At 71.5% G+C, this 22,283-nt stretch carries 40 protein-coding genes; 4 read left to right on the forward strand and 36 right to left on the reverse strand.

Annotation, left to right across the window (positions count from 1 at the left end):
• Window positions 1-6 precede the first annotated feature (6 nt).
• From E8D37_RS19000 to E8D37_RS20030, 35 genes are all read right to left on the reverse strand, one after another.
• A complete protein-coding gene (locus E8D37_RS19000) occupies window positions 7-375 on the reverse strand; it encodes a capsid cement protein (protein WP_136571416.1) in 369 nt (122 codons plus the stop codon).
• A gap of 2 nt (window positions 376-377) precedes the next feature.
• The gene (locus E8D37_RS19005; protein WP_136571417.1) at window positions 378-1,766 is read right to left on the reverse strand and encodes a head maturation protease, ClpP-related; all 1,389 of its coding nucleotides are present in this window, start codon (window positions 1,764-1,766) and stop codon (window positions 378-380) included.
• Entirely contained in the window at window positions 1,763-3,013 is a 1,251-nt protein-coding gene (locus tag E8D37_RS19010; protein ID WP_136571418.1) for a hypothetical protein, read from the reverse strand. The genes E8D37_RS19005 and E8D37_RS19010 overlap by 4 nt, the downstream gene beginning before the upstream one ends.
• A gap of 27 nt (window positions 3,014-3,040) precedes the next feature.
• Window positions 3,041-4,627, reverse strand: a complete 1,587-nt coding sequence (locus E8D37_RS19015) for a hypothetical protein (RefSeq protein ID WP_136571419.1) — start codon at window positions 4,625-4,627, stop codon at window positions 3,041-3,043.
• Window positions 4,584-4,985, reverse strand: a complete 402-nt coding sequence (locus tag E8D37_RS19020; protein ID WP_136571420.1) for a hypothetical protein — start codon at window positions 4,983-4,985, stop codon at window positions 4,584-4,586. Before E8D37_RS19020 ends, E8D37_RS19015 begins: the two co-directional genes overlap by 44 nt.
• A 96-nt stretch (window positions 4,986-5,081) precedes the next feature.
• A complete protein-coding gene (locus tag E8D37_RS19025; RefSeq protein ID WP_206055863.1) occupies window positions 5,082-5,402 on the reverse strand; it encodes an HNH endonuclease in 321 nt (106 codons plus the stop codon).
• A 283-nt stretch (window positions 5,403-5,685) separates the two neighbouring features.
• Window positions 5,686-5,880: a hypothetical protein gene (locus tag E8D37_RS19030; protein ID WP_136571422.1), complete on the reverse strand. Its 195-nt coding sequence runs from the start codon at window positions 5,878-5,880 to the stop codon at window positions 5,686-5,688.
• A 207-nt stretch (window positions 5,881-6,087) separates the two neighbouring features.
• A complete protein-coding gene (locus tag E8D37_RS19035) occupies window positions 6,088-6,312 on the reverse strand; it encodes a hypothetical protein (RefSeq protein ID WP_136571423.1) in 225 nt (74 codons plus the stop codon).
• Between the two features lie 212 nt (window positions 6,313-6,524).
• Window positions 6,525-7,115, reverse strand: coding sequence for a hypothetical protein (locus tag E8D37_RS19040; RefSeq protein WP_136571424.1), 591 nt, complete (start codon window positions 7,113-7,115; stop codon window positions 6,525-6,527).
• Window positions 7,108-7,392 carry a hypothetical protein gene (locus E8D37_RS19045; RefSeq protein WP_136571425.1) on the reverse strand — a complete coding sequence of 95 codons (285 nt, stop codon included), beginning with the start codon at window positions 7,390-7,392 and terminating at the stop codon, window positions 7,108-7,110. The genes E8D37_RS19040 and E8D37_RS19045 overlap by 8 nt, the downstream gene beginning before the upstream one ends.
• Window positions 7,392-7,616 carry a hypothetical protein gene (locus E8D37_RS19050; RefSeq protein WP_136571426.1) on the reverse strand — a complete coding sequence of 75 codons (225 nt, stop codon included), beginning with the start codon at window positions 7,614-7,616 and terminating at the stop codon, window positions 7,392-7,394. Before E8D37_RS19050 ends, E8D37_RS19045 begins: the two co-directional genes overlap by 1 nt.
• Entirely contained in the window at window positions 7,613-7,939 is a 327-nt protein-coding gene (locus tag E8D37_RS19055; RefSeq protein WP_136571427.1) for a hypothetical protein, read from the reverse strand. The genes E8D37_RS19050 and E8D37_RS19055 overlap by 4 nt, the downstream gene beginning before the upstream one ends.
• Before the next feature lie 58 nt (window positions 7,940-7,997).
• On the reverse strand, window positions 7,998-8,270 hold the full coding sequence (locus tag E8D37_RS19060; RefSeq protein ID WP_136571428.1) for a hypothetical protein: 273 nt from the start codon (window positions 8,268-8,270) through the stop codon (window positions 7,998-8,000).
• Window positions 8,267-8,731 carry a hypothetical protein gene (locus E8D37_RS19065; protein ID WP_136571429.1) on the reverse strand — a complete coding sequence of 155 codons (465 nt, stop codon included), beginning with the start codon at window positions 8,729-8,731 and terminating at the stop codon, window positions 8,267-8,269. Before E8D37_RS19065 ends, E8D37_RS19060 begins: the two co-directional genes overlap by 4 nt.
• Window positions 8,731-9,426 (reverse strand): hypothetical protein, encoded by a 696-nt coding sequence (locus E8D37_RS19070; protein ID WP_136571430.1) that lies wholly within the window; start codon window positions 9,424-9,426, stop codon window positions 8,731-8,733. Before E8D37_RS19070 ends, E8D37_RS19065 begins: the two co-directional genes overlap by 1 nt.
• Window positions 9,423-9,656 carry a hypothetical protein gene (locus E8D37_RS20665; RefSeq protein ID WP_136571431.1) on the reverse strand — a complete coding sequence of 78 codons (234 nt, stop codon included), beginning with the start codon at window positions 9,654-9,656 and terminating at the stop codon, window positions 9,423-9,425. Before E8D37_RS20665 ends, E8D37_RS19070 begins: the two co-directional genes overlap by 4 nt.
• 17 nt (window positions 9,657-9,673) lie before the next feature.
• Window positions 9,674-9,820 (reverse strand): hypothetical protein, encoded by a 147-nt coding sequence (locus tag E8D37_RS20015; RefSeq protein ID WP_168929830.1) that lies wholly within the window; start codon window positions 9,818-9,820, stop codon window positions 9,674-9,676.
• The gene (locus tag E8D37_RS19080; protein ID WP_136571432.1) at window positions 9,817-10,047 is read right to left on the reverse strand and encodes a hypothetical protein; all 231 of its coding nucleotides are present in this window, start codon (window positions 10,045-10,047) and stop codon (window positions 9,817-9,819) included. Before E8D37_RS19080 ends, E8D37_RS20015 begins: the two co-directional genes overlap by 4 nt.
• Complete coding sequence (locus E8D37_RS19085) at window positions 10,044-10,727, reverse strand: hypothetical protein (protein ID WP_136571433.1); 684 nt, start codon at window positions 10,725-10,727, stop codon at window positions 10,044-10,046. Before E8D37_RS19085 ends, E8D37_RS19080 begins: the two co-directional genes overlap by 4 nt.
• A 77-nt stretch (window positions 10,728-10,804) precedes the next feature.
• Window positions 10,805-11,110: a hypothetical protein gene (locus E8D37_RS19090; RefSeq protein WP_136571434.1), complete on the reverse strand. Its 306-nt coding sequence runs from the start codon at window positions 11,108-11,110 to the stop codon at window positions 10,805-10,807.
• Window positions 11,107-11,316 (reverse strand): hypothetical protein, encoded by a 210-nt coding sequence (locus E8D37_RS19095; RefSeq protein WP_136571435.1) that lies wholly within the window; start codon window positions 11,314-11,316, stop codon window positions 11,107-11,109. The genes E8D37_RS19090 and E8D37_RS19095 overlap by 4 nt, the downstream gene beginning before the upstream one ends.
• Window positions 11,317-11,335: 19 nt before the next feature.
• Entirely contained in the window at window positions 11,336-12,598 is a 1,263-nt protein-coding gene (locus tag E8D37_RS19100; protein WP_136571436.1) for a hypothetical protein, read from the reverse strand.
• The gene (locus E8D37_RS19105; RefSeq protein ID WP_136571437.1) at window positions 12,595-13,038 is read right to left on the reverse strand and encodes an HNH endonuclease; all 444 of its coding nucleotides are present in this window, start codon (window positions 13,036-13,038) and stop codon (window positions 12,595-12,597) included. Before E8D37_RS19105 ends, E8D37_RS19100 begins: the two co-directional genes overlap by 4 nt.
• Entirely contained in the window at window positions 13,035-13,931 is an 897-nt protein-coding gene (locus E8D37_RS19110) for a hypothetical protein (protein WP_136571438.1), read from the reverse strand. The genes E8D37_RS19105 and E8D37_RS19110 overlap by 4 nt, the downstream gene beginning before the upstream one ends.
• Window positions 13,928-14,353, reverse strand: a complete 426-nt coding sequence (locus tag E8D37_RS20020) for an ASCH domain-containing protein (protein WP_168929831.1) — start codon at window positions 14,351-14,353, stop codon at window positions 13,928-13,930. The genes E8D37_RS19110 and E8D37_RS20020 overlap by 4 nt, the downstream gene beginning before the upstream one ends.
• A 23-nt stretch (window positions 14,354-14,376) precedes the next feature.
• Window positions 14,377-14,676, reverse strand: coding sequence for a hypothetical protein (locus tag E8D37_RS20025; RefSeq protein ID WP_168929832.1), 300 nt, complete (start codon window positions 14,674-14,676; stop codon window positions 14,377-14,379).
• Window positions 14,673-14,900, reverse strand: coding sequence for a hypothetical protein (locus E8D37_RS19120; RefSeq protein WP_136571440.1), 228 nt, complete (start codon window positions 14,898-14,900; stop codon window positions 14,673-14,675). The genes E8D37_RS20025 and E8D37_RS19120 overlap by 4 nt, the downstream gene beginning before the upstream one ends.
• Window positions 14,897-15,133 (reverse strand): hypothetical protein, encoded by a 237-nt coding sequence (locus E8D37_RS19125; protein ID WP_136571441.1) that lies wholly within the window; start codon window positions 15,131-15,133, stop codon window positions 14,897-14,899. Before E8D37_RS19125 ends, E8D37_RS19120 begins: the two co-directional genes overlap by 4 nt.
• Window positions 15,130-15,324 carry a hypothetical protein gene (locus E8D37_RS19130; RefSeq protein ID WP_136571442.1) on the reverse strand — a complete coding sequence of 65 codons (195 nt, stop codon included), beginning with the start codon at window positions 15,322-15,324 and terminating at the stop codon, window positions 15,130-15,132. Before E8D37_RS19130 ends, E8D37_RS19125 begins: the two co-directional genes overlap by 4 nt.
• Before the next feature lie 24 nt (window positions 15,325-15,348).
• Window positions 15,349-15,996 carry a hypothetical protein gene (locus E8D37_RS19135; protein ID WP_136571443.1) on the reverse strand — a complete coding sequence of 216 codons (648 nt, stop codon included), beginning with the start codon at window positions 15,994-15,996 and terminating at the stop codon, window positions 15,349-15,351.
• A gap of 20 nt (window positions 15,997-16,016) precedes the next feature.
• The gene (locus tag E8D37_RS19140; RefSeq protein ID WP_136571444.1) at window positions 16,017-16,877 is read right to left on the reverse strand and encodes a hypothetical protein; all 861 of its coding nucleotides are present in this window, start codon (window positions 16,875-16,877) and stop codon (window positions 16,017-16,019) included.
• Window positions 16,878-16,960: 83 nt separating this feature from the next.
• The gene (locus E8D37_RS19145) at window positions 16,961-17,149 is read right to left on the reverse strand and encodes a helix-turn-helix domain-containing protein (RefSeq protein ID WP_136571445.1); all 189 of its coding nucleotides are present in this window, start codon (window positions 17,147-17,149) and stop codon (window positions 16,961-16,963) included.
• An 11-nt stretch (window positions 17,150-17,160) separates the two neighbouring features.
• Complete coding sequence (locus tag E8D37_RS19150) at window positions 17,161-17,406, reverse strand: hypothetical protein (RefSeq protein ID WP_136571446.1); 246 nt, start codon at window positions 17,404-17,406, stop codon at window positions 17,161-17,163.
• The gene (locus E8D37_RS19155) at window positions 17,403-18,191 is read right to left on the reverse strand and encodes a phage antirepressor KilAC domain-containing protein (RefSeq protein ID WP_240770569.1); all 789 of its coding nucleotides are present in this window, start codon (window positions 18,189-18,191) and stop codon (window positions 17,403-17,405) included. The genes E8D37_RS19150 and E8D37_RS19155 overlap by 4 nt, the downstream gene beginning before the upstream one ends.
• Entirely contained in the window at window positions 18,191-18,418 is a 228-nt protein-coding gene (locus tag E8D37_RS20030; RefSeq protein WP_168929833.1) for a helix-turn-helix transcriptional regulator, read from the reverse strand. Before E8D37_RS20030 ends, E8D37_RS19155 begins: the two co-directional genes overlap by 1 nt.
• Window positions 18,419-18,672: 254 nt before the next feature.
• Between E8D37_RS20030 and E8D37_RS19165 the strand changes: the two genes are divergently transcribed.
• The 4 genes from E8D37_RS19165 to E8D37_RS19180 all read left to right on the forward strand — a co-directional run bounded on the left by E8D37_RS19165 (window position 18,673) and on the right by E8D37_RS19180 (window position 20,894).
• On the forward strand, window positions 18,673-19,371 hold the full coding sequence (locus E8D37_RS19165; protein WP_136571449.1) for a helix-turn-helix transcriptional regulator: 699 nt from the start codon (window positions 18,673-18,675) through the stop codon (window positions 19,369-19,371).
• Between the two features lie 47 nt (window positions 19,372-19,418).
• Window positions 19,419-20,180: a hypothetical protein gene (locus tag E8D37_RS19170; RefSeq protein ID WP_136571450.1), complete on the forward strand. Its 762-nt coding sequence runs from the start codon at window positions 19,419-19,421 to the stop codon at window positions 20,178-20,180.
• Window positions 20,181-20,193: 13 nt separating this feature from the next.
• Window positions 20,194-20,373 carry a hypothetical protein gene (locus tag E8D37_RS19175; protein ID WP_136571451.1) on the forward strand — a complete coding sequence of 60 codons (180 nt, stop codon included), beginning with the start codon at window positions 20,194-20,196 and terminating at the stop codon, window positions 20,371-20,373.
• A 65-nt stretch (window positions 20,374-20,438) separates the two neighbouring features.
• Window positions 20,439-20,894: an ImmA/IrrE family metallo-endopeptidase gene (locus E8D37_RS19180; RefSeq protein ID WP_136571452.1), complete on the forward strand. Its 456-nt coding sequence runs from the start codon at window positions 20,439-20,441 to the stop codon at window positions 20,892-20,894.
• Here E8D37_RS19180 and E8D37_RS19185 read toward each other — a convergent pair.
• A complete protein-coding gene (locus tag E8D37_RS19185) occupies window positions 20,874-22,145 on the reverse strand; it encodes a site-specific integrase (protein WP_136571453.1) in 1,272 nt (423 codons plus the stop codon). The genes E8D37_RS19180 and E8D37_RS19185 overlap by 21 nt on opposite strands.
• Window positions 22,146-22,283: the final 138 nt, after the last annotated feature.

Below are 22,283 nucleotides of genomic sequence, written 5' to 3' on the forward strand. Positions count from 1 at the left end.
AGGCCCTCACTTTCCGAGGATCTCGGCGACGTTCGTCGCGGTGGCGGTGGTCAGGGCGATGCCGAGGATGGCGGCGTCGGCGTCGGTGCCCGACGTGGCGGTCACGACGTTCCCGGAGGCGTCGGACTTCACGAGCTGGCCGGCGGTGACGCCGCCGGTGCCGGCGGTGAGGTAGTGGACCTGGCCCGGGAGCGGGAAGTAGGTGACGGGGTCGCCCACGGCAGCGTCGGTGGCGGCGACGCCGATGACGGTGAGCGACGCGGCCGCGGAGACCGTGCCATCGTGCTCGATGAGCTTGCCTCCGGTGACGCCGCCGGAGCCGGCCAGGATGGTCGGCTTGGCGCCGACGAAGAACTTGGGCAGGTAGTCGGCCATCGTCAGGCCCCCTTCTCGGTCTTGGTCGTGATGCCCTGCTGCTTGAGGAAGGCCACGTGGGCGGCCTCGAACGTGGCGGTGTCGTCGGCGGCCTCGGGCTGGCCGCCGTGGCCGGCCTCGGTGGTGTTGACGACGAGGCCGGGCTCGAGGGAGGCCAGGATCTGGCGGGTGCCCTCGGGGTCGGCGTCGTAGGCCGTGGACCAGTGGTCGCGGCGGGCCGGGGTGATGCGGCCGTCGGCGACGGCGGCCGCGATGGTGCGGTCGCGCTCCTGGGCGGCGAGGGTGGCCTGGGCCTCGCGGCCGGCGGCGGCGCCGGCGCGGAGCTCGGCGAGGACGTCGCGCTCGACGAGCTGCATGCCCTCGGGCGTCGTCGAGGTGTTCTGGGTAGAGGTCCGCTCTCGCAGGGCCGTCAGCACGGCGTCCGCGTCAGCGTCCGCGCTCAGGTTGAGCGCCCCTCGGATCTCGGTGATCTGCTCGTCGGTGAACACGGCAGTCCCTTCCTGATGGGTGGTGGACCCGTCCGCGGACGCGGCCGGGGGAGTGTGGTCCTGCGCCGCCTGGGCGCGCAGGAAGTCGCGGGCGTGGGCCGCGATGCCGGGGGCGACCCGGGGGGCCGGGGCTGCGGTGCGCCCGGCGTGGGCGAAGTGGGAGAGGTCGAAGAGCGCGGCAGGGTCGGTGAGCGGGTCCTCGGCGTCGTCGTGCTCGTCGTTGCCGGCGGTAGCGACCTGGCCGGTGTCGGGGATGACAGCGACGCTCTGCGCGAGGCCGGCGGTGACGGCCTCGTCGGCGGTGTACCAGGTCTCCTCGACCATGACGGCCCGCCAGTCTGCGGCGGTGCCGCCGGCGGCGTCGGCGTAGAGGCTGGCCATGGACTCGGCGATCTTGTCGAGGATGCCGGCTTCCTTGCGCATCTCGTCGGCGTTGCAGCCCCAGGCCGAGGACCACGGGTCGTGGATCATCATCGTGGTCCCGGGTGCCATGACGGTCTCGTCGCAGCCGGCGGCGATGAACGATGCCGCGGATGCGGCGAGGCCGTCGACGACGGCGGTGACGCGGGCGCGGTGCGCGCGGAGCAGGTTGAGGATCGCGAGGCCCTCGAAGCACTCCCCGCCGGGGCTGTTGACGCGCACGGTGATGTCGGTGACGGACTCGTCGAGGGCGTCGAGGGCCTCGGCGACCTCCTTGGCGGAGACACCCCAGAACCCGCCCCAGGAGTCGATGGGCCCGTAGATGCGGAGCGTGGCCCGCGTGGGCTCCTCGGTGGCCTTGCGGACCACGACGGAGCAGAGCCGCTCGGCGTCGGCCGGGGGCTTCTGGTGGCCCCAGAATCGGTAGGTCGGCGCTCCTGCGGCCGGGGCGGCGGGCAGCTGGATGGGGGTGCGGGTGCTCACGCGGTGCCTCCCTGGGTCGCGGGCGTGGATCGGAGGAACTTCACGAGGTCGGCGTCGCTGCTCAGGCCGGCGGCCTCGCGGACGCGGTCGAGCTCGCTGGCGCGCGACCCGATCTCGTCGAACACGAGCCGGGGCGCGGGGACCGTGGCGCCGAAGTTGATGTCGACGAGGTCCTCGATGATGTGCGCGTTGGCGGTGTCGCGGACCTCTTCGGCGATGGCCTGGAGCGAGAGGGTGAAGAAGTCGGCGAACGTCGACCCCAGCGCCCAGGACCCGGTCTGGGTGCCGAGGTTGAGGAAGTGGGCGAGCACGGCGCGTGCGATCTGCTCGTCCTGGTAGCGGACGAACGAGTCGATGTCCGGCAGGCTGCCGGAGACCCCGACGAGGTCGAACTGGGCGCCGTGGGGCAGCGCGGCGCCAGAGTTGTCGCCCGAGCGGGCCCCCGCGGCGATCTCCTGGCCGGCGTCGAGGTTCGTCTCTTCCTCGGCCGCGGTGTAGATGGGCAGCCCCATGCCCTGCCGGTCGATGGACTGCGACCAGGTGCGCAGGGCACGGTCCTTGAGGAGCCAGTTCTTGTAGGCCGAGCGGAGCAGGGACTGGCCGAGCCAGTTTCCGCCCTCGCGGTCGAGGACATAGGCCACGAGCCTGGAGACGGGGATGGTGACTCCGTCGCTCGAGCCGTTGTAGGTCAGGGCGAGGCCGCCCAGCGCGTTGGTGCCGGACTGGGTGATCGAGACCAGCCCGCCGTCGCGAGCCACGGTCACGTTCGCGATGGTCGCGGGGTGCCGCTCGCCGAGCTTGCGGAGCATGAACAGCCCCGTCGCCTCGTCGAGTCGGTAGACCTGCTCGAAGTACATGTGCCCGAACGGCAGCATGAGCAGCGCCAGGCGCAGGTGATCGTCCCAGGAGAACCGGTCGCGTCCGCGCAGCGAGGCGTCAAGAGGCTCGTCGGTGGGCGCGTCCTGGATCGGGAGGCCGAGGTTGCGGGCCACGAACTCGGTGACCTCGGGAGCGCATCCGCTCCCGTCGATGCTCCAGCGGGTCCGGATGATCGGCGAGGTGACGGCGCGGAGCACCGAGGCGACCTGCGCGTCCTGCTTCCGCATCCGGTCGAAGACGTTGATCGACAGGGGCCACCGCAGCTCGGGGGTGGTCTCGTTCGTCAGGTCGGTCCACCAGACGTTGCTGCTGGCGGCCCGCGCGTAGCCGCGCTCGCGGACGGGACGGGCGGTCGGGGTCTCGGCCATGCGGAGGTTCCCCCTTCCCGGGTGCGGCTAGAAGCCGGTCGTGGCGATGTTCGGGGCGTGTCCCCGGCCGGCGGCGGGCGACGATCCGACGCGGCGCGGGGCCGGAGCGGGTGGCTTCTTGAGCGCCAGACGGAACGCGGCGCCGGACCCTGCGACGACGGGGCCGATCGAGATGGTCTTGTCGCGGCGGTCCCACACCTCGGCTTCGCCGCGGGCGGTGAACTTCGTGGTGGCGTTCTCGACGGCCTTGTCGAACTCGGGTTGTCCAACGTGCATGATCCGGCCCTTCGAGACGCCCTCGATGAACGCAGCGGTGGCCTGGCCGACCTGGACGCTGGTCAGGGGCTCCCAGGGGATGCCTGCCTTGACGAGGTCGGGGATCAGTGCGCCTGCCTGGCTGTTCGGCACGAGCGCCACGGGGCTCTTGATCTTCCGCTTCGCGTGGAGCTTCCCGAGCGCCTCGACGGTCCTGTCGGTCCCGGGGATGGTGGTGGTGATGACTAGGGTCCGGGACCCAATGGTGGAGGCCGCGCCGATGGTCGACGACCGGCGGTCGGGGGAGACATCGAGCATCAGCTCGACTCGGCCGGACGGAGAAGGGGCGGAGGGGTTGAGGCAGCCACCCTCAGTGACAGGCGCTGTCCACTTCTGGAAGTCGAGGACCCCTGGGGTTGCGGTGGCGGCGGGGTCTTCCCACCAGACCATGAACTCGCGGGCGAACTCGAGAGGGGGCATGGCCTGCCTCATGTTCCTGATCGTCTCGGGGAACACCCGCAGTCCCCACGCAGGCATGATCCGTGCCCACCGCTCTTCGTCATCGAGTGCGCAGCCGACGGCGTCGAGGGCGTGCTCGCAGTCGCGTGCCTTGCATCCGTCCCACGGGTCGGTGTCGCCCCATTCGGCGTAGAACTGGCGAGGGGAGAGGCCCTTCCGGCCGCGCGTTCGGTGCTCGCGGAGTACGTCGGAGTAGAGCTTGCCGGCGGATGAGGCCACGATGACCTGGGCGTCGGGGATCGTGGTGAGGATGGGGTACAGCGACCCCACCTGCGCGGGCACTAGGGAGAACCCCTCGTCCAGGACGAGCTTGTCCGCGGTGAGCGCGCGGCCGGAGTCCTTGCCGCGGGCCTTGTACTTGAGGCGAGAACCGTTGAGTAGGTGGATCTCCCACGACCCGTTGCCGGTGTAGATGCCGGGGGTCTCCCGGTCGCCCTTCGCCGGGTTCAGCTCCTTGCGGAGCAGCGGGGTGTCGAGCAGCCGCTCGCGGAGGTCGATGAACGCCTCTTCGGCGGCGTCGAGCTCGTGCGCGGTGTGGAGGATGAACGGCTCTTCGGTGACGTAGAGCCACCCGAGCTCCATCATGATGATCGAGCTGGTCTTGATGTTCTGCCGCGGCCCGATGAGGTCGACCTCGAACGCGGCGGGCTTGCCGTTCGCGTCGACCCCGAAGGTCTGGTCGAGGATCCATTGCTGGTTCTCGTCGGGGATCAGGCCGGACTCGGCCGCGACGTCGGCGACCTCGGGGCCGAGGGTGTAGAGGTACTCGACCTCGTGCGACCAGGCCGCGGGGTTCCTACGCTTCGCTCGCTTCGGCTGCCGCCCGGCGCTTCTCGTCACGGCGCCTCCTGGCAGATGCGAGCTGGTCCTCCTGCTTCGCGGCGCCGGCGGAGAGTCGCACCATGACCCGGTCGAGCTCGCGGGAGACCGCGGCGATGGCGGACCCGGTGTCCTTGCTCGAGGTGAGGCGCTCGGCGAGCTGGAGGGCCTGCGCGCCGAGGACGGTGTTGGTCTTACCCATCGAGGCGAGCTCGGTGGCGACGATCTCAACGACGCCGAGGCGGTCGGGCCGGATGGCGGCTGCCTGCTCAGCGGGAGCTGCCCTGCGCGACTGCTGCCGGCACCGAGCGCCGCAGAACTTGGCCGTGGAGCGCTTGCCCTCGAACTTCTCGCCGCACTGGGCGCACGTAACGACCACGGCGCGGCTCCTTAGCGTGACGTGGGGCCCTCGGGGAGAGAGGAAGGGAGAGCCCGCTGCCCTCCGCGCCCACGAGGCTGGATTTTTCGGGCCGGATCAGTCGAAGAAGCTGAGCGCTGCGGGCCTCTGGCGCCGCTTCTGGCGGCCTCTGGGGCGGCTGGGCGAGCCGTTCCCGCGGTGCTCGTTGCACGGCCGGCACGCGCCGTGCAGGTTGCCGCGATCCATGCCCAGGTCGGGCCGTCGTGACCAGGGGATGACGTGGTCAGCCGTCGTGCTGGCCACGGTGCACACGCCCGGGTAGCGCAGCCAACAGACCGGCTCCTCCCGGACGACGAGTGCGACGAGCGCGCGCCAGGCGCGCGTGTTGCGCGGGTCCTGCCAGGAGCGGCCGGCGTAGGTGATCGAGCGACGTGCCACCGAAGCACCCCCCTGCATCGAGCGGCGGGGTGACGGGTGACGGCCGGGCGGGGGAGACCAATCCCGACCGCCACCCGCGCCTGTTCGCACGCCGCGAGGGGCCCTTCCCCGGGACCGGTGCGACGTGCGTCGGAGACACCCCTATCTCCTCTCGTGCGGCGGGGAACGAGGGACCCACCAACACGAAACCGGATGGTCTGGGCATGCAGTCGCCCACCATCCGGCGGCACAACGATGCCACAGCAGGCTGGATGGCCGCCAGCGACACGCGGCCGGTGCCCGGTCACTGAGCCGCGGGCAGGTCGTCGTCGAGCCCTGCGGCTGCTGCCTCAGCAGCTGCAGCGTCGCGCCGGCGGCGGCAGGTGAGCTCGTCGTCCTGCGGCAGCGGTGCGGGGGCTGGCTTGCTGCGGCTGTCGCGCTTCCACCACCCGTTCTGGCCGTACCGCTCGAGCATGAGGGACCGGATCAGGTCGTCCATCGTCGTCCTCCTCGGTCCCGGGGCCCGCCCTGCCGGTAGGACAGCAGGAGCAGCACGAGGATGCCGATGGTGAGCAGGATGCCGAGGCCGGCCATCACCACCACCTCATCCCGCGGCGCCAGGCCCAGCGCATGACCGCGATGCCGGCTGCGGCGATGAGCAGCGCGGCGCCGTCGAGCGCCCGGGCGCCGAGGTGTGCCGGCGCGTTCACGGGGTCTCCTCCGAGCCGCTCAGTCCGGGCCGATCGCTCGACTCCCACTCGGCCCATGTGACCGTCCGCTGGACCAGCGTGACGGCGTGGCCGTTCACGCTCGTGGTCGTGGGCCGCTCGTACCGCCGCCGCAGTACGTCACCGTTGTCGAAGTGGGGCTCGTCGCAGCCCTGCAAAGCGCAGTCGATGCGCAGGCCATACTCCACGCGGACCTCAGTCACGGTCGGCCTCTTGACCGGGCCGACGGTGCGACGCTGGGAACTCCACACCGAGCGCCACGGACGGCGCGATGGGATCGGGACAGGACAGCGAGCCGCAGGTGAGGTAGCCGCCCTGACCGACGAACATCGAGCTCATGCCGCAGGCTGGGCAGGAGCCAGCGACCCACGGGCCGAATCTGGTCATCGGCAGAGCCTCAGTCTCGGGCGTCGGGTCAGGCATCCGAGCCACCTCCCAGCGCGGCGCGGACCTGGCCGAAGCCGCCGTGCCTGCAGTTGTGCCACTCGCCGCACTCGTAGCAGTCCTTGGTCGAGCATCCGCAGTCGTCCAGGGCCCGGCACTCCCTCCGAGCGCGTGCGTCCTCCTCGCACAGCGCCTCCACCCGCGCCACCGTCGCCCGCAGCCGCTCCAGCTCGTCCGTGCTGCTGGTCGCTGGCTCCCAGTCGCAGCCGTCAACCAACCAGACGGGCCGGATCGGGGTCTCTGCGATGGTGAAGTAGCGGTTCCCCCCGAACTCCTCAGGGCAGCCGCTGTCGTTGATGAACAGGCAGACGTTGCAGTCGTCCTGGGGGACGACCTGGTGCCACTGCGGCTCGGTCTCGGTTCCGCCAACGATTCGGTGCCAGATCGTGCCGTCGTCGCGTCGCCTGATCTCGCCCCACTCCTCGCACTCGCAGGTCGTGCTCGTGAGTCGGCAGTCGGCACCGGGCTCCGCATGACAGATCGCCGTCGCGGTGACGTCGCCGGCGTCGTAGTCCCACCTGATGCTGTGGGTGGTCGCAGTGTCGATGTCCAGGTCAGCCACGGTCCTGCTCCTCTCGCTCGATGTGGTCCGCGATGTACCGCAGGCGCGTCACGGCAATGGCGCGCTGCAGCGGGGTGAGGTGGGCAAGCGGCGGGGGTGCGTCGTCACGGAACTCGGTCGCCGAGCCATCACCGGGCAGCAGTACGACGGCCTGCCGCGTCTTGGGGAGGACGAAGGGGAAGGCGTTCTCGGGGTCGTAGAACAGCACCTCGAGGCCGCGCTCGTTGACTGCCTCGATCAGCGCCACCAGCGGGTCGGGGGTCTCGGTCTCGCTCATCAGTCCTCCACCTGCTCGGGCTCGATGCCGTCGATGTCGGCGTGGATGGCCGCGCCGTTGAGGGTGACGGCGCAGTCGCCGAGGCGGGCCTGCGCGAGGTCAAAGGCCAGGTCGCGGGCCGCTTCCTCGGCGGCAAACTCGTCGCCGTCGTAGTCGGCCAGGTCGATCTCCACCTCGGCGGTGACGTCGGCGTGCACGGTCCAGCGGTAGTTGAATGTGCTCACGGGGTGCCCTCCTCGGGCTCGGTGGTGGTGGGTGCCGGCCAGAGCCGGGTGCGGTCCTTGCCGACGACGGGGCGCCATCCGAGGTCGATGACCTGGCGGATGACGCGGGTGGCGTCCTCGGGGGCGACGGCGACGTGGCCGAGGTGCGCCCATAGGTCCGCCGTGGTGACCTCGGGGATGCCCTGGGCGCGGCCGAGGGCCTGGGCCTCGTCGATGGCGCGGACGCGGCGGGCGCACGCCTCGTGGTGGTGCTCGGAGACGTCGCGGGACGGGCAGGTGGCGCAGTCGCGCCGGGCCGCGGTCGCCTCGGTCCACGCGCTCACCGGCCGGCCTCCTCGTCGGAGTCGGGACGGACAGCGCGGTTCTCGTCAGCCCGGTTGCTCATCGCAGTGCCTCGCGCTTGAGGTTCTCGATCACCATGAACGCCCGGACCTCAACGATGTCTATCCAGTCACGCTCGGCCGTCCGATCGATCACCGCGGCCGACTCCCAGATCGCGACCATGTCGCGGACGAGTTCGCGCAGCTCGCGGATCTCGCGGTCCTTGAAGGCGAAAATCGAGTTTGTCGTCGCCTCGGCCTGGCGTGCGTTCGCCGCCATCAGTGAGCCCATCAGCTCCAGGCCAGCGCGCACGTCCAGCGGAATCTCGCTCATCGAGTCTCCTCGCGGGTCTGGTCGTTCGTGGACGACGGCTCGGGACGGACGGAGGTGTTCCGTGCGGCGGCCATCCGGGTCCGGTACGCGTCCCCGTTCGGGCCGAGGAAGTGCGCCCAGACCTCAGCCAGGTACTCCTCGGTGCACTCGACGCCGTCGTCGCTGGAGTCGCCGCCGTAGAAGACCTTCTCGCCAGGGAACGCGGCCTGGAGCACGCGGATGGCGCCGTAGATCCTGGGCCAGTTGCCGCGCTCGTAGCAGGGGCCGTAGTACCTGCTCAGAGTGTTGACCTCGACCCTCGGGCGACCCGAAGACAGGTCATCGACCGTGAGTATGAGCGCGTGCGGGAATCGGTCATCCGTGTCCGCGAGGTCGCTCCGGGCGATGAAGAACTCCTCGGCCTTGGCGAGGCGCTCCGGGTTCGGGTCTGCCTCCACGTAGAGGTTCACGTCGACACCCATCACGCCTCCTGGTCGGTCGTGGACGTCTGAGCCGATGCGGTGGGGCGGTGCTCGCACTTCATCCGCTGGTGCATGGAGCGGCCCTGGGTGGTGTCGAAGCGTCGGTCGCAGCCCTCGTTCTGGCACTCGTGGATGAGCTCCCCGCGGGGCTTCACCACGGCCGCGGGCTGGCTCTTCTTCGCCGGCGGCTTGCCGGAGGCGGCGCGGAGCCGGTCCTGGGCCGCGGCGAGGGCCCGGCGCGCGGCCTCGACCTCCTTCCGGGCCTTCTCCTCCTCCTCGTGGGTGCGGCGGTAGTCCTCGAGGTCAGCGCGGAGGGTGTCGATGCGGTCCCGGATGGTGGCCGCGGCCCGGCGGTGGCGGGCCATCGGGGAGTCCTCGGCCTCGGCGAGGAGCGCGCCGAGGGTGAGCCGCGGCGCCGGAGCGGCCGGGGCCTCGGGCGGGGCGACCGGGTCCGGGGCGGGTCTGGCCGGGGGCTCCGCGGCGCCGGCCTGGTGCTCGGCGAGCAGCTGCGCGCGCCGCCGCCGCATGACGTCGGTGTCGGGGTAGCCGTGGCGGCCGAGGATGGTCTGGAGCTCGGCCAGGGTCAGCTCGTGGTTACTCGCGATGGCCGGCATGGCGAGCCGCGGGTGCGGGGTCGCGAGGACGGCTTCGAGCAGCGCGATGGCCTGGGCTCGGCTCGTGGTGTCGGTACTCACGAGGCGGCTCCGGTGCTGGCCTCGGCGCTGAGGGCTCCGGCAGCCTTGCGGAGGGCCTTGCGGCGGTGCGCGGCGCCCGGGGTGCCGTGCTCCTGGGCGGCGCGGTCCTGGAGGAGCGCGATGGCGGCGGCGACGGCCTGGGAGCGGCCCTCCTCGCGGGCGGTGGCGCAGCTGGCCTCGAGGCGGGCGTCGAGGCGGGCGCGGTGGGCGGTGATGGGGTTGAGCGTCATGGTGGTCTCCTGAGGTGTCAGTTGCTGGTGGCCTGGGGTGGGCGGCCGGGGCAGGTGAGGCGGTGGGTTCGGTCCCACTCGCCGACCTGCTCGGGGGTCTGGCAGAGGTCGGTGGCGTTGCAGATGCCGCAGGTCACGCGCCACGGCAGGGACCCGCCGATCACGGGTGGGCCTCGATGTGGTGGCTGAACCGCTCCCACGCGGACTGGCGGGTGGTGCCGAGCGCGGACCCGATCTGGGCCCAGGTGAGGCCGCCGCGGCGGCCGGCCGCGACGGCCGTGAGGAGCGCGGTGCGGGCGCGGCGGAGGGAGTCGCGGGCGTCCTCGATGTGCTGCTGGAGCTCCGCACGGCCGGCGGGGTCTGGCATGTCGAGCTGCGTCGTGGTGGTCATCGGGTCGCCTGCTTGCGGGTGGGGACGCCGGCCGCGCGGAGGACGGTGTAGACGGTGCTGGGGTTGATGCCGTGGGCGGCGGCGATGGCCGGGGCGGGCTCGGCGGCGTTGTAGCGGCGGATGATGTCGTCGCGGACGTCCTGCGGCATGGGTGCCGTGCCGCCGGTCTGGCGGGGCTCGATGCCGTTGCGGCGCATGACGGACCGGACCCGGCTCACGCCGACGCCGAGGCGGCGGGCGGCTTCCTCGACGCTGCAGTGCTCGTCGACGTAGAGGCGGCGGACCTTGTCGACGATGGAGGGGTCGCGGTCCTCAGCGATGCGGTTCCCGCCGAGGGTGCGGCGCCGCTGGATGCCCTCCCGGTCGAGGACCGCGCGGACGGCGCCCGGGCTCATGCTCTGGTCGGTGGCGATGGTGGTGACGGGGTCCCCGGCGTTGTACCGCTCGACGATGTGGGCGTCGCGCTGGGCGTAGCGGCGGCGCGGGCCCGGGCGCCGGGCGGCGTCTCCCGGGCCACCTGGCGCGGCGGCGCTGGTGGGGGTGTAGCTGATGGGGTCGGTGCACGGCTGGCAGAGGCCGGTCTCGGTGTCGACCGAGCCGGACGGCTTCCCGCAGAGGCTGCAGGTCGGGGTGAGGGCGTCCCAGTCCAGGCCGGCGGGCCGGGCGGAGTAGTCGGGCATGCGGCGCACGGAAACGGCGGGGAGGGGCCGGTGGCCGGTCGCGGCGACGTAGGTCATGGGTGTTCCGGTGGGCATGGTCAGGCTCCGGTGCTGGGCAGGTGGATGGGCGGGAGAACGAGGTTCGGGAACGCGGCCGCGAAGCCGGCGCGGACGGTGAGGGTGGCGGCGAGGCGGTGGTCTCGGATGCGCGCGGGGTTGCCCCACACGGCCTGGGAGGCGTCGTGCTGGCTGATGCCGGCGGCCATGAGGTCGAGGACGTCGTTCCAGGCGTGGTCGTGGGCGATGCCGGTGGTGTCGTACCCGCGGTGCGCGGCGTTCGGGTGGGGTGCGGTCTGCGCGAGCGCGGCGCCGGGCGGGTGCGGCAGCACCGTGGTGGTGGTCACTGGGAAGCCGCCTGCTGGGCTCGGACGAGGGCGGCGTCCAGGGCGTGCTTGTCGTAGATGACGGTGGTCTGCATCCGGGCGCCGGCGCTCTGGGCGAGCTGCTCGATGGCGCCGCGGATGCGGTCGGGGTCGCCGAGCTCCTCGCGGGTGAGGTGGCGGATGACGTCGATGGCGGCCTGGGCCTCGGCGATGGTGGTGATGGCCATGGGGTGGTCTCCTGGGGTGTCAGCCGGCGGTGGGTCGGCGGGTCTGGGTGGTGAGGTGGCGGTGCCAGAGGTCGGGCCACCAGACCCAGACCCGGCGGGTTTTCAGCTCGCAGTAGCCGTCGATCACGGCCTCGGGGTCGCCGGTGAACGCGGCGCGGAGTTCGCCGCCGCAGCGGTCGAGCTCGTGGGTGGCCGGGTCGAAGAGGTCGGCGGGGCAGGCGTTGAACTCGGACGGGGGCCAGGTGGCGCCGCACTCGGTGCAGTGGTCTGCGACGTGCTCGAGCACGGGGCCGAGCCACTTCGCGATGGTGCGGGGGGCGCGGCCCTGGGCGGCCAGGGTGGAGCGGGCGTCGGGGAGGGCGACGTACTTCGCGGCCTCCTCGCGGCGCAGCTGGGCGGCGTGGGCGCGCTGCAGGGCGTCGTCGTCGTAGCGGTGCTTGCAGGCGGGGCACTTCCACCGGTCGTCCTCGGGGTGGCTGTCCCAGACGGGCTCGAGGGGCAGCGTGGAGGCGCACGGGCGGGGGCAGGTCAGGGTGTCCGCGGCGGGCTTGAGGCGGCCGCCGCACTCGCTGCTGGTGGTGGTCTGTCGGCGGGCGGTGGCGGTGCAGGTCCGGTCGGTGCCGGCGGGGGTGATGCGGCCGCAGGTGTCGCAGACCTGCTTCGCGGGGGTGATAGCGCCGCACCCGACGCAGGCCCAGGCGGCGATGTAGCGGGGTGCGTAGGACCGGACGAGGCGGGGGTGGGTGGGGCAGGTGGGTCGGTCGCAGACGACGCGGGTGCGGTCGTCGCGGGACCCGGCGCGGGTGATGTTCTCGAGGTGGGTGCGGCAGTCGCGGACGTCGTTGGCGAGGTGGGTCCAGCGGGCCGCGTCGGCGGTGCGGGCCCAGTCGAGGTGGTGGCGGAGGAACGAGGCTTCGGTGCGGATGGTGGGGATGTGGTCCCAGACGGCGCCGACGGCCCACCGGTACTGCTCGCTCCACCAGCGGAGGACCTGGAGGACGGGGAGGGTCTTCACGCCGTCGCCGGTGTCGTCGTCGGCGTCGATGGCCGGGGAGGGGCCGGGGAGCTGCCAGTGCTCGTGGAGGTCGACGCGGCGCTGCCAGGAGTCGGGGTCGGAGACGGGTGCGAGGTCGATCATCGCGAGGCCGCCGGGGAGGGAGTGGCCGTCGATGGTGGCTCGGGCGTCGTTGATGGCCTGGTCGAGGAGGGTGTCGGCGAGGGCGATGATCTCGTCGAGGTTCCGGGCGACGGTGGTCGCGGTGGGTGCCTGGTTGTCGGTCACCGGTGGCCTCCCGTGGGCGGGGTGGGGGTGTAGTAGCCGTCGGTGGTGAGCCAGACGTGGTCGTGGATGTCGCGGGTGGCGTGGATGTCGTAGACGGGGACGTCGGCGGGGTCGGTGCCGCGGGGGACGAGCCAGCCGAGGGCGGTGGCCTTGCCGCGGTTGCTCTCGACCCAGCCGTGGCATCCGGTGGTTCCCGTGCCGCACAGGAGCAGGAGGTTCGCGGGGGTGTTCGCGGCGGGGTCGGTGGTGCCGCCCATGCCGCGGGGGCGGCGGTGGTGGAAGGAGTGGTCGGCGGTCCAGGTGCCGGCGGCGTGGAGGGCTCGGCCGCAGCCTTCGCAGCGGCCGGCGGAGCGCTCGCGGACGAGGATGCGGGTCTCGGTGGTGGGTCCGGTGTCCCGGCGGCGTGCCGGGCGGGTCCTGCGGCTGTACGGGAGGGTCATCGGGCTGCCTTCGACTCGGATGCGCACTGGATGCAGAAGCGGGTCGTGCCGGTGTGGCCTCCGGCCGGGCACGGCGTGTCGGTGACGAGGGCCAGGGCGGGGGCGCCGGGGTGGGGGATGGACTCCCAGCCGGCGAGGAACGCCTGGATGGTCTGCGGGGGGTCGTCGCGGCGCAGGGTGCGGACGGCGACGTCGACGAGCTTCTGGTCGCCGTGGATGGCGATGAGGTTGCAGATCGCGGCGGCCTGGTGGGGCTTGAGCTTGTCGGTGCGGATGCCGGTGAGGGCCGTGTAGCGGCGGAGCTTGCTGGCGAGGATGTCGATCGCGACGTCGTTATCCACAGGCTGCGGCGGCGTCGTCGCGCGAGCCGCTGCGGTCGGGTCGGGTCGGGTCGGGTCGGGCCGGGGCGACTCGGGGTCGCGAGTCGGGGGCGAGTCGGGGGCGAGTCGCCCCCGACTCGGGGCGACCGGGGGCCGCGAGTCGGGGGTGTCGGTGTCGGTGCAGAACCGGCAGGTCTTGGAGACCTTGCCCTCGCGGACGTGCCACCTCATGTGGTTGCCCTGCGCGCCGGCGTCGGAGTAGTCGGGCGCCTCGACGCCGGGGTTCATGTCGTTCCAGTCGTGGAACCGGTAGCCGGGCTCGTCGTCGACCTCGTCGGGGCGCCACAGGCCGGCGTCGACGAGGCGAGCGGCCATGGCGGTGGCGTCGTCGTCCCACTCCTCCAGGACCTCGGCGGGCACGAAGCCGCCGTTGCGCTGCCGCCCGGCCCAGGCGCCGGCCAGGGTCCACAGGCCGAAGGGGCTGGAGTCGCGGGTCTTCTCGGGGTGGGATCTGCGGATGCTGCGGGCCTTGCGGTTGTCGGGCAGCTGGTCGTCGACGCGGAACCAGGTCATCGAGGCATCGCCTTCCGGACGCGGTCGGCGATGTCGGCGGGGACGTCCCAGACGCCGAGTCGGCCGGGGACCTCGATGTGGTCGGTGAGGACGACGGGGGCGGAGAGGACCCAGTGCATGGCGCCCGGCCAGGCCCAGGGCGAGCACGACCCGTCGCAGGTGTGGACCCGGTCGAGGGTGACGGCGCCGATGATGGCGCCGAACTTCAGCGCGGTGTCCTCGGCCGGGCGGCCGAATGGTGGGATGCGGAGCGGGTGTGCCAGGTCCTCGATCTGGTGCTGCTCGGCCGTGGCGGCCATGCTCCTGGAGGAGTGGATGAGCAGCAGGCCGCGGTGGCTGGTGCCGCGGGTGCGGTTCTCGATGGTCTTCCCCGCTCGGAGGATGGCCCATGCCCATGGCTGACGGACGCTGAGCGCCTTCACGTGGTGTCTCCCTCGACGTTGGGTCAGGCGGTGGTGAGGTTGGCCAGCTCGTCCGGGCTGTGCCGGTGGAGCCGGTGGAACGGGTAGCCGGCGACGAGCTCGCGGGCCTTGGCCTCGGTGATCTCGCGGCTGAACTGGAAGTGCTCGATGGCGGCGCGCGGGGTGAACGCCTGGCCGTTGATGAGGACGAGGGCGTCTGCGGCTTCGGGGGTGAACGGGGGCCGGTCCTCCCACTCGAACGGGCGGCTGGCGCCGTTGACGCGGGCCCAGCGGATGCGGTGCTCGCAGCCCCGGACCCGGCACCACTCCCAGGGCCGGCTCACGGTCGCCCCCGGTGGCGGAGGACCGCGGCGGGCGGCGTGGGGGCGGGGCGCCGGCTGGGCCGGTCGGCGTTGTGCACGATCGCGAGCCGCGGCCGCCGGTGTGCGCGGAGCCGCCGGTCGCGGGTGAGGTGGTCGACCAGGCACGCGAGGGGGAGCAGCAGGGACAGGCCGGTGAGGACGATCCACCCGGCGACCACGACGGCGGTGAGGTCGGTGGGGCTCATCCCTGGGCCTCCTGGGCCAGCTCGAGCTCCCACGCGGCGAAGTCGCGGTCGCGGGCGGCGTGGTACTCGGCCCGCTCGTACGCGGTGGCCAGCGCGGCGTACAGCTGGGCCTTCGTCTCGGTGTCGGCGGCGTCCTCGGACGGGGCGAGCCGGTCCACGGCCGCGGACGCGGCGCAGCCGGCTGCCCACAGCAGGCACCCGAGGAGAGTGCGGAGCACGCTGAGGGGAGTCATCGCTGGGTCCCCGGCTTCGGGGTGTCCTGCATGTGGGGGAGCCTCACCACGGGGACGAGGACCTCGTCGGGACGGATCGTCGCCGCGGGGCGGTGGCGGAGCAGGGTGCGGGTCTCGGGGGTGCGGATGCCCCACAGGAGCAGCAGCCCCCAGGTGCTGGCCCGCATCCGGCGGTTCTTGGTCGAGCTCACGGTGTCTCCCTTCGTGAACGGTGGTCAGGTGCGGAGGAGGTCGCGGTCCCAGGTCGGGACGTACTGACCTCGGTTGCGGCGGTCGGTGATGCGGTCCATGCGGTAGCCGCGGGCGTGCGCGGCCTGGACACGCGCGGCGTCCTCGGCTTGCCGGCGGGCGTCGTCGGCGGCCTGGGCTCGCTCCTCGGGGGTGAGGGCGGCGTGGCGGAGGCGGCGGAGCCGGTCTCGGGTGGCGGTCTCGAGGTCCCAGCGGGCGAGCCGGGCGGGGTCGGTGGGGCGGTGCAGCGGAGCGGGCCCGTGGATGAGGAGCGCGAGGTACCCGACGCCGTGGGCCTCGTCGACGGTCCGGGCCCAGGCGAGGGCCTGGCGAAGGTCGTCGAGGGTGAGGTCGGCGTAGACGGCAGCGGTCTCGTCGCGGCTCACGAGGCCCGCGGTGGTGCGGCCGAGGACGGGCGGCAGGTGCCGCGTGCAGCGGCGGCAGAACCGCGCGCCATGGAGGTCAATCGGGCCGGTGGACGGGACGACAGCCAGGCGGCGGGTGCGCACGCCGCACGCCGGCCGTGACGACACGGTGGCCCACCGACCCGAGGCAGTGGCGGCTCCGGTGACGACGTGCACGACACCACCGGGACGGCAGCCGAGGAACGCGCCGGCGCGGAGGGCCGCGACCACCCGAACACCTGGAGCGGGGATCACGAGTCCTCACTGGGTACGTCGGATCCTCCGACGAGGACGAGGCCGGTGGAGTGGCGCAGGCACACGGGCGCGGTGGCACACGCGGGACACGCCTCGTCGCGGTAGCCGGCCGGGTCCGGCCGCTCCTGCTCCGGGAACCCGTCGGGGTACTCGGCGGACAGGTCGCGCCGCGGCATCACACACCCCTGCACGTGCGGGTCCGAGCTCGGCCACTCGACGAGCGCCGCCGCCTCGGCACCGCCGAAGGACCAGATCACGACGCCGTCCGCGTGCTTCCCGACCTTGCCGATGCGCTCGACGAACTCGGGGTTCAGCCCGATGCTGTCCGTGGACTCGGGGACGTGCTTCGAGGTCACCGTGCGCCAGGCGATGCCCGCGACGGGCGCGGTCTCGACGATCGGCAGCCAGACCCGCTCGGTGTCGGGGACCGAGATGACGGTGAAGGTCGGCTCGAGGCCGTCGAACGCGACGTCGCCGCGGGACTCGGCGCCGACGGGCTTGCGAGCGTCGAAGGTCAGGTCGACCTCGATCGAGCCGTCGATGTAGTCCTCGCCCTGCTTGTTGACGAGCGAGAGCAGGTAACCCATGAGGCCCTTCGCCCGTCCGTCGATGTCCTGGGCAACGACGGTGCGGTCGGGCGCCTCGTCCATGGCTGGCTCGGGCTTGAAGTACGAGTCGCTCTCCGGAACCCAGGAGGTGAGGACCATGAACCGGTTGGTGGCTGTGAGGCGGGCCCCGTACACGAACTCCTCGATGGTGATCGACCGGTAGATCGCAGCGGGCGCTTCCTTGTCAGTGGAGGCGGCGTTCGCGACGGAGAGCCATGCTCTGGCGAGCAGTCGAGCGTCGAATCTCATGACGTCCTTCCTGATGTCGTTGTGGGGGCGCGGGTGTTGCGGCGCCCCTGGTGGCCCTCGCGGTTGGGGCCGTTGATGGCCGCTCATGCGTCGAGCAGGTCGCGGATGTAGGCCGCGAGGGACTCGGCCTTGATGAGGTACTTGCCGGCGGGCTCACCGTCAGCAGTCGATCCGAGGCGCTTCGCGGCCAGGCGGCCGTTGGAGATCTCGCCGCGGAGGAACGAGACGCTCATGCCGGTGGCCTCTGCGGCCTCGGCGAGGCTGTAGGACATCTTCTGGACGGTCACTGGACCGTCACCGCCGCGGCGCCGCAGACCTTCTCCGCGAGTTCCTCCAGCGCGGTGCGGCGCTCGATGACCTCCTCGGGGGAGAGCCAGTAGTCGGGGTCGTCCTCGCGGCCCTGCAGCTCGTCAGCGGCGTCGGCGAGAAGCGAGAAGATCAGGTAGACGGCGGCGTGCTCGGGCGTCTGGAGCGGCGGAGGCGCGAACACTGCCGGGGCGGTCAGCACGGTGATCTGGGAGTCGCTCATGGGTTCACCGCCAGCGTGGTCTGTGGCAGGTACTCGGTGACGAGACGGTCGATGCCCTTGCCGGTGATCCGGATCGTGGGGGCGACCGCGCGGTGCCGGCCGTCCTCGAGGACACGGGGCTGGTTGATCCGCTCGGCGAGCAGGCCGGAGCCGATGGCGGTCTGGTAGGCGTGCCAGCCGTCGGGCTGTCGGTAGATCCAGCCGAGGTCGGCCATCTTCTTGAACAGCCGGTTCCGGCCGACGTCCACCCCGGCGCGGGACGCAAGGACCTTCGCGGCGTGGTCCACGGCGTAGTCACCGGCCGCGCCGGCGATGTCGAGCCACCGCGCGGCGGGCGCCTCAAGCTGCGCCGCGGTCTCCTCGGCCGCGAGTGCTCGCGCCTCGGCGTCCTCTGCCTTCTTCGCTGCTTCGGCGGCGAGGGCCAGGACACGAGACGAGGGGAGCGAGGTGAGCATGTCGACGTCGGAGCCGTAGCGGCCCGTCCGCCGGATCGTGGGGAGGACATCGTCGGTGACCCAGCCGATGAACGGCTCGGCGCTCGGGGCATCAGAGCGGAGGACGACGCGGTAGAGCCCGGCCTCGGAGACGACAGTCGCCTGCTGGGTGCGGCCGAGGCTGTCGACGATGGGGTGCGCCTGGCGCACCCCACCCGGCAGGCGGCTCGCCAGACGGCTGACCTCCTTGATGCCGAGCACAGCAGCGACGTCGGCGAGCACGAACCACGGCTCGCCGTCGATCAGGGCGGTACGGATCTGGACGTCGGCGTAGGTGAAGACCTCGAGCATCACGCCACCTCCTCGACGACCTCGAACAGGTCGTCGAGCTCGGCGTCGAGAGCGGTGCACAGCGAGGCGATGAACTTGGAGCCGGGCTGCTGCTTCCCGCGGAGAACGCGGGACAGGTTGCCGGCGTCGATGCCCATCGCCTCGGCGAGCGAGGTGTCGGTCTTCAACCCCTTCCAGCCCCGGATCTTGGCGACCATCTCGGACTTCAGGCGCAGCGTGGCGACCACAGCACTCGCCTCCCTTCTTGGCTCGGCGTGCCGCCTGACCTGGCGTCTTGCGGCTACGTGCATAACCGTAGGCAGGTGCATACGCACATGCAAGAACCTGAGGTCACGATTTGGTAACGCACACTTGCGCAAGGTCGCGTGCGGCCCTGACGTGCGGAAACACATTGGTGGGATAGGTGGGCTGCGCACTTGCGTTCACGCAACGCCGAATGCGGTGCACTATCGCTGTGCGATATCGCAATACGCTGCTGTGCATGTCTTGGTCCGCTTACGTCCGGCAGCTCATGGGGGACGAGCCCCAGAAGGCCGTCGCCGCCCGAGCTGGCATCGAGGCTCCCGTCATCAGCCGCTGGCTGGGGGGGCAGAGCCCCCGCCCGGACGGCGCCGCCCGCCTTGCTCGTGCCTACGGCCGGCCGGTCCTGGAGGCGTTCGTCGCGGCCGGGTTCCTCACCGAGGAGGAAGCCGGCGCGCGGCCCGCCGCGGCGCCCAACTACGACGCGCTCACCAACGAACAGCTGCTGGGCCTCGTCCGCAGCCGAATGCGAGAGGAGGTGGTGGCAGATGGAGACGCCGCCCCCACCAGCGGTGCCCGGCGGGGGCCGACCCAGATCGTGCGGGGACAGGTCGGTTCCGGCGGCAACGACGGACGTCTGTCGACGCTGCTGACGCTCGATCGCGATGTCGACCCGTATGCCGTGGATGCCTTGGACCGCCTGGCCGACGACTTCCTGAGCCAACCCGAGGTTGACAGGTCGGCGTTGGTGAACCTCCTCTATCTTGCGTACGCACTGGACCCTCGCCGCGCCGGCCACACCTTCTCGAGCGACCTGGCTAGCGGCGCGGCCGCGGCACGGGAGGTCGGGCGTCCCGGACGCGTGGCAGGGAAGCGACGGCAGCAGGATGCTGCTGGAGAACCGCTCGCAGACGACCCAGATGACATGGAGCCGCGGTGAGGTTGGGTCCAGGGCTCCGGCGATTTCTCGGACTCGCCTTCCGGACTGTGGGCATTCTCGCTGGTCTTGCGGTGGGCACCCTGGTCGCCGCCGGCGAGTACGAGACCTTCAAGGTGTCCAAGACTGTCCTGTTTTGGGTGACGGTTTCGTTCGCAGCGGCCTCGGCGGCGGCGAATGGCCTCAGCGTCTGGGGCAACTTCAGAGGTTGGGCTCGCACGCGAGCTGAGGTGCGCGTGCAGCTGGCTCTCACCCAGTGCCTGGTCGCAGTGGCTAAGGAAATTGGTGTCGACCCGGACCACTTGGGTGTCAGCGCCTACATCCCGGCGGTGCGCTGGGTGAAGTCCGACGCAAGCGTCTTTCTCGGTCTGCCAGCCGAGGTCTTGGTCCGGGTCGTGCGCTTCCGGCTGCAGGACGTGCCGCAGCCGTCGCGCGTAGCGCGGACGCGGTCCAAGGGGGCGGTGGGTGAGTGTTGGGCGACGTCGCGCACCATCCACAGGCCCTGGAGGCAGCAGGCTGTTCAGCACTCGGGAGCAAGCATGACGAGACAGCAGTTCGATCAACTCAGTGCCCACCTGCGCGATGGCTTCGAGTACGCCGAATACCTACGCATTGCTCACAAATACTCAGAAGTCTTGGCTGTCCCGGTACTGTCGGAGGCGGGTGATCTAGTAGGTGTGCTCTCGCTGGACCTAGCGATGGGCGCCAACGTGCAGCGCGATGTCTTGTCGACCTCGGCGGTTGACGGCATCGCGTCGGTCACGGCCACGATCGTGAGAGACGATCTGAAGCATCTCTTCCCCATTGAGTGAGAGGCTCTTGAAGATGGCCAAGAACAACAGGCAACGCAACCAGTTCAAGATCAAGGTCGATCCCACAGAGCGTGAGCGAGCCATCGCCGCATACCTGACGAGGCTGAAGAAGGCTGGCCCTGACGAGGTCATGATGCGCCGGATCAAGGAGATCGAGACGCGCCAGGCTCGTAAGGTTCCTGCGGGACGCTGATCGCACGGCGCACCTACACGAAGGGGGCCCCGACTTATGTCGGAGGCCCCTTCTACTGTTCCGACATGCTTGACCGACGCCGTTGCCGTGACCATCGGGGGCACCACCCGTGGCGGTTCATCGGGCAGCTCCCCGACTGGCGGATCGACTGGACCGACGACCTCGAGCCCGGGGTGTGGGGGCTGACCCTGCACCGAGAGAAGCGCATCCTGATGGCCAACGGCCTCGATCAGGCCGAGCGGCGCTCGACGATCGCGCACGAGGCCGGCCACGTGCTCCGCGGGCCGTCGAGCGTGTGCATGCGTCTCCGGGAGGAAGCGCTGGTTGAGCGTCAGGCAGCGCGGCTGCTGCTGCCGTCGGTCCGGCGTATCGGGCACGCTCTCGCGTGGCACCACGCCGACCACGACAAGGCCGCGCACGAGCTGTGGGTCGATGACCGAATGCTCGATGCGCGACTGTCGACGCTGGCGCCGCGGGAGCGCGGCTGGCTCGACCAGCAGCTAGACGCCATCGTCGTTTGACGCGGGCGCCCCGCCGGCTAGGAGCGCAGCCGCGCTCTCGATGGCGCGGCGCTTCTCGGCGAGCCGTGAGGTCATGTAGCCGCGGCTGGTGACGTAGGAGGAGTGGCCGAGGATCGCGGTGATGGTGACGTCGTCGACGCCGAGCTCCTTGAGGATCTGCGCCGCGGTGTTCCGCATCTCGTGCCCGACGAAGGGTCTGCCGCTGGGGTGGGCCACGCCGGCGGCCTTCTGCAGGGCCCGGAACTCTGCGGCGTCGTCGGCCTTGTCGATCGGCCAGCCGTCCGCCCTGGCCCACACGAGGCCGTGTGGGTTGGCGGGTGCGGTGTCGCGGTAGGTCAGGAGGGCGTCGCGCATGGTGGCGACCATCGGGATGATGCGGTAGCCCCGGCGGCTCTTGGGCCGAACCAGGTGGAACCGGCCCTGGAGGTGTCGGACCTCGTAGTCGTCGGGGACGCGGAATCCGGCCTTGCGGTTCTTCTTGTCCCGGTAGGGGAGGGGCTGCAGCTGCCACTCGACGGTGATGATGTTCGTGTCGAAGTCGATGGAGTCCCAGGTGAGGCCGAGTGCTTCGCCCTGCCGCAGGCCCTGGAGGAATGACACGAGGTAGCGGGTCCCGTGGGGGAGCTCCGCGGCTTGCTCGAGCACGGCGACCGCCTGGTCGAGCTCGAGAGCGGTCCGGTCGCTCGGCGGCGGTGCGCCGGCGTTCGCGGCTGCGTTGAAGACGGTGTGGGGCACGTCGTAGCCCTCGGTGAGGCTGTCGCGCAGCATCTTGATCAGGATGCGTCGAGCGAGGACTGCTGAGGGGCGGCCGGCGGTGCGCGCCACCTTGGTCTCCACTGCGCGGAGGTCGCGGGGGCTGAGGTCGACGAGCCGCTTGGTGCCGATCGTGGGGACGATCCACTTCCGTACGGCTCGGACGTTCGACTCGTAGGTCTTCGGGCGCTTGGTCTTCTCACGCATCTCCAGCCACTCGTCGGCCCAGGACTTCACGGTCTTGCGGTCGACCTTGATGGAGCGGGCGGCGGCGGCCTTGGCTATCTCGGCCTTCTTGTCGCGCACCTTCCGGGCGATCGCGGCGCGGTGGGAGCAGCGCGCGGGGCAGGCGGGGAGGCAGCCGGGCCCACTGACTGTGATGCGGCGGCGGGTGCTGGACTCGGTCCAGCCGGCTTCGAGGGCGGCGATCCAGCGTCCGTCGGAGGAGCGCTGGTAGAGCCCTCCCTCCCCGTACCCCTGCCGGCGTTCCTTGCTCACTGCGGCACCCCCCCCGGAATGTAAGCCATCGTGTAAGCCATCGCTATGCGCACTATAGATGACAGCGCCGACATTCAGCCTGATCAGAGGAGGTTTCTCGGTTGTGTGAGCGAGGGTTCTCAATTACTTGTAATAAGG

Source organism: Nocardioides sp. GY 10127 (assembly GCF_004919085.1).
GTDB lineage: Bacteria > Actinomycetota > Actinomycetes > Propionibacteriales > Nocardioidaceae > Nocardioides.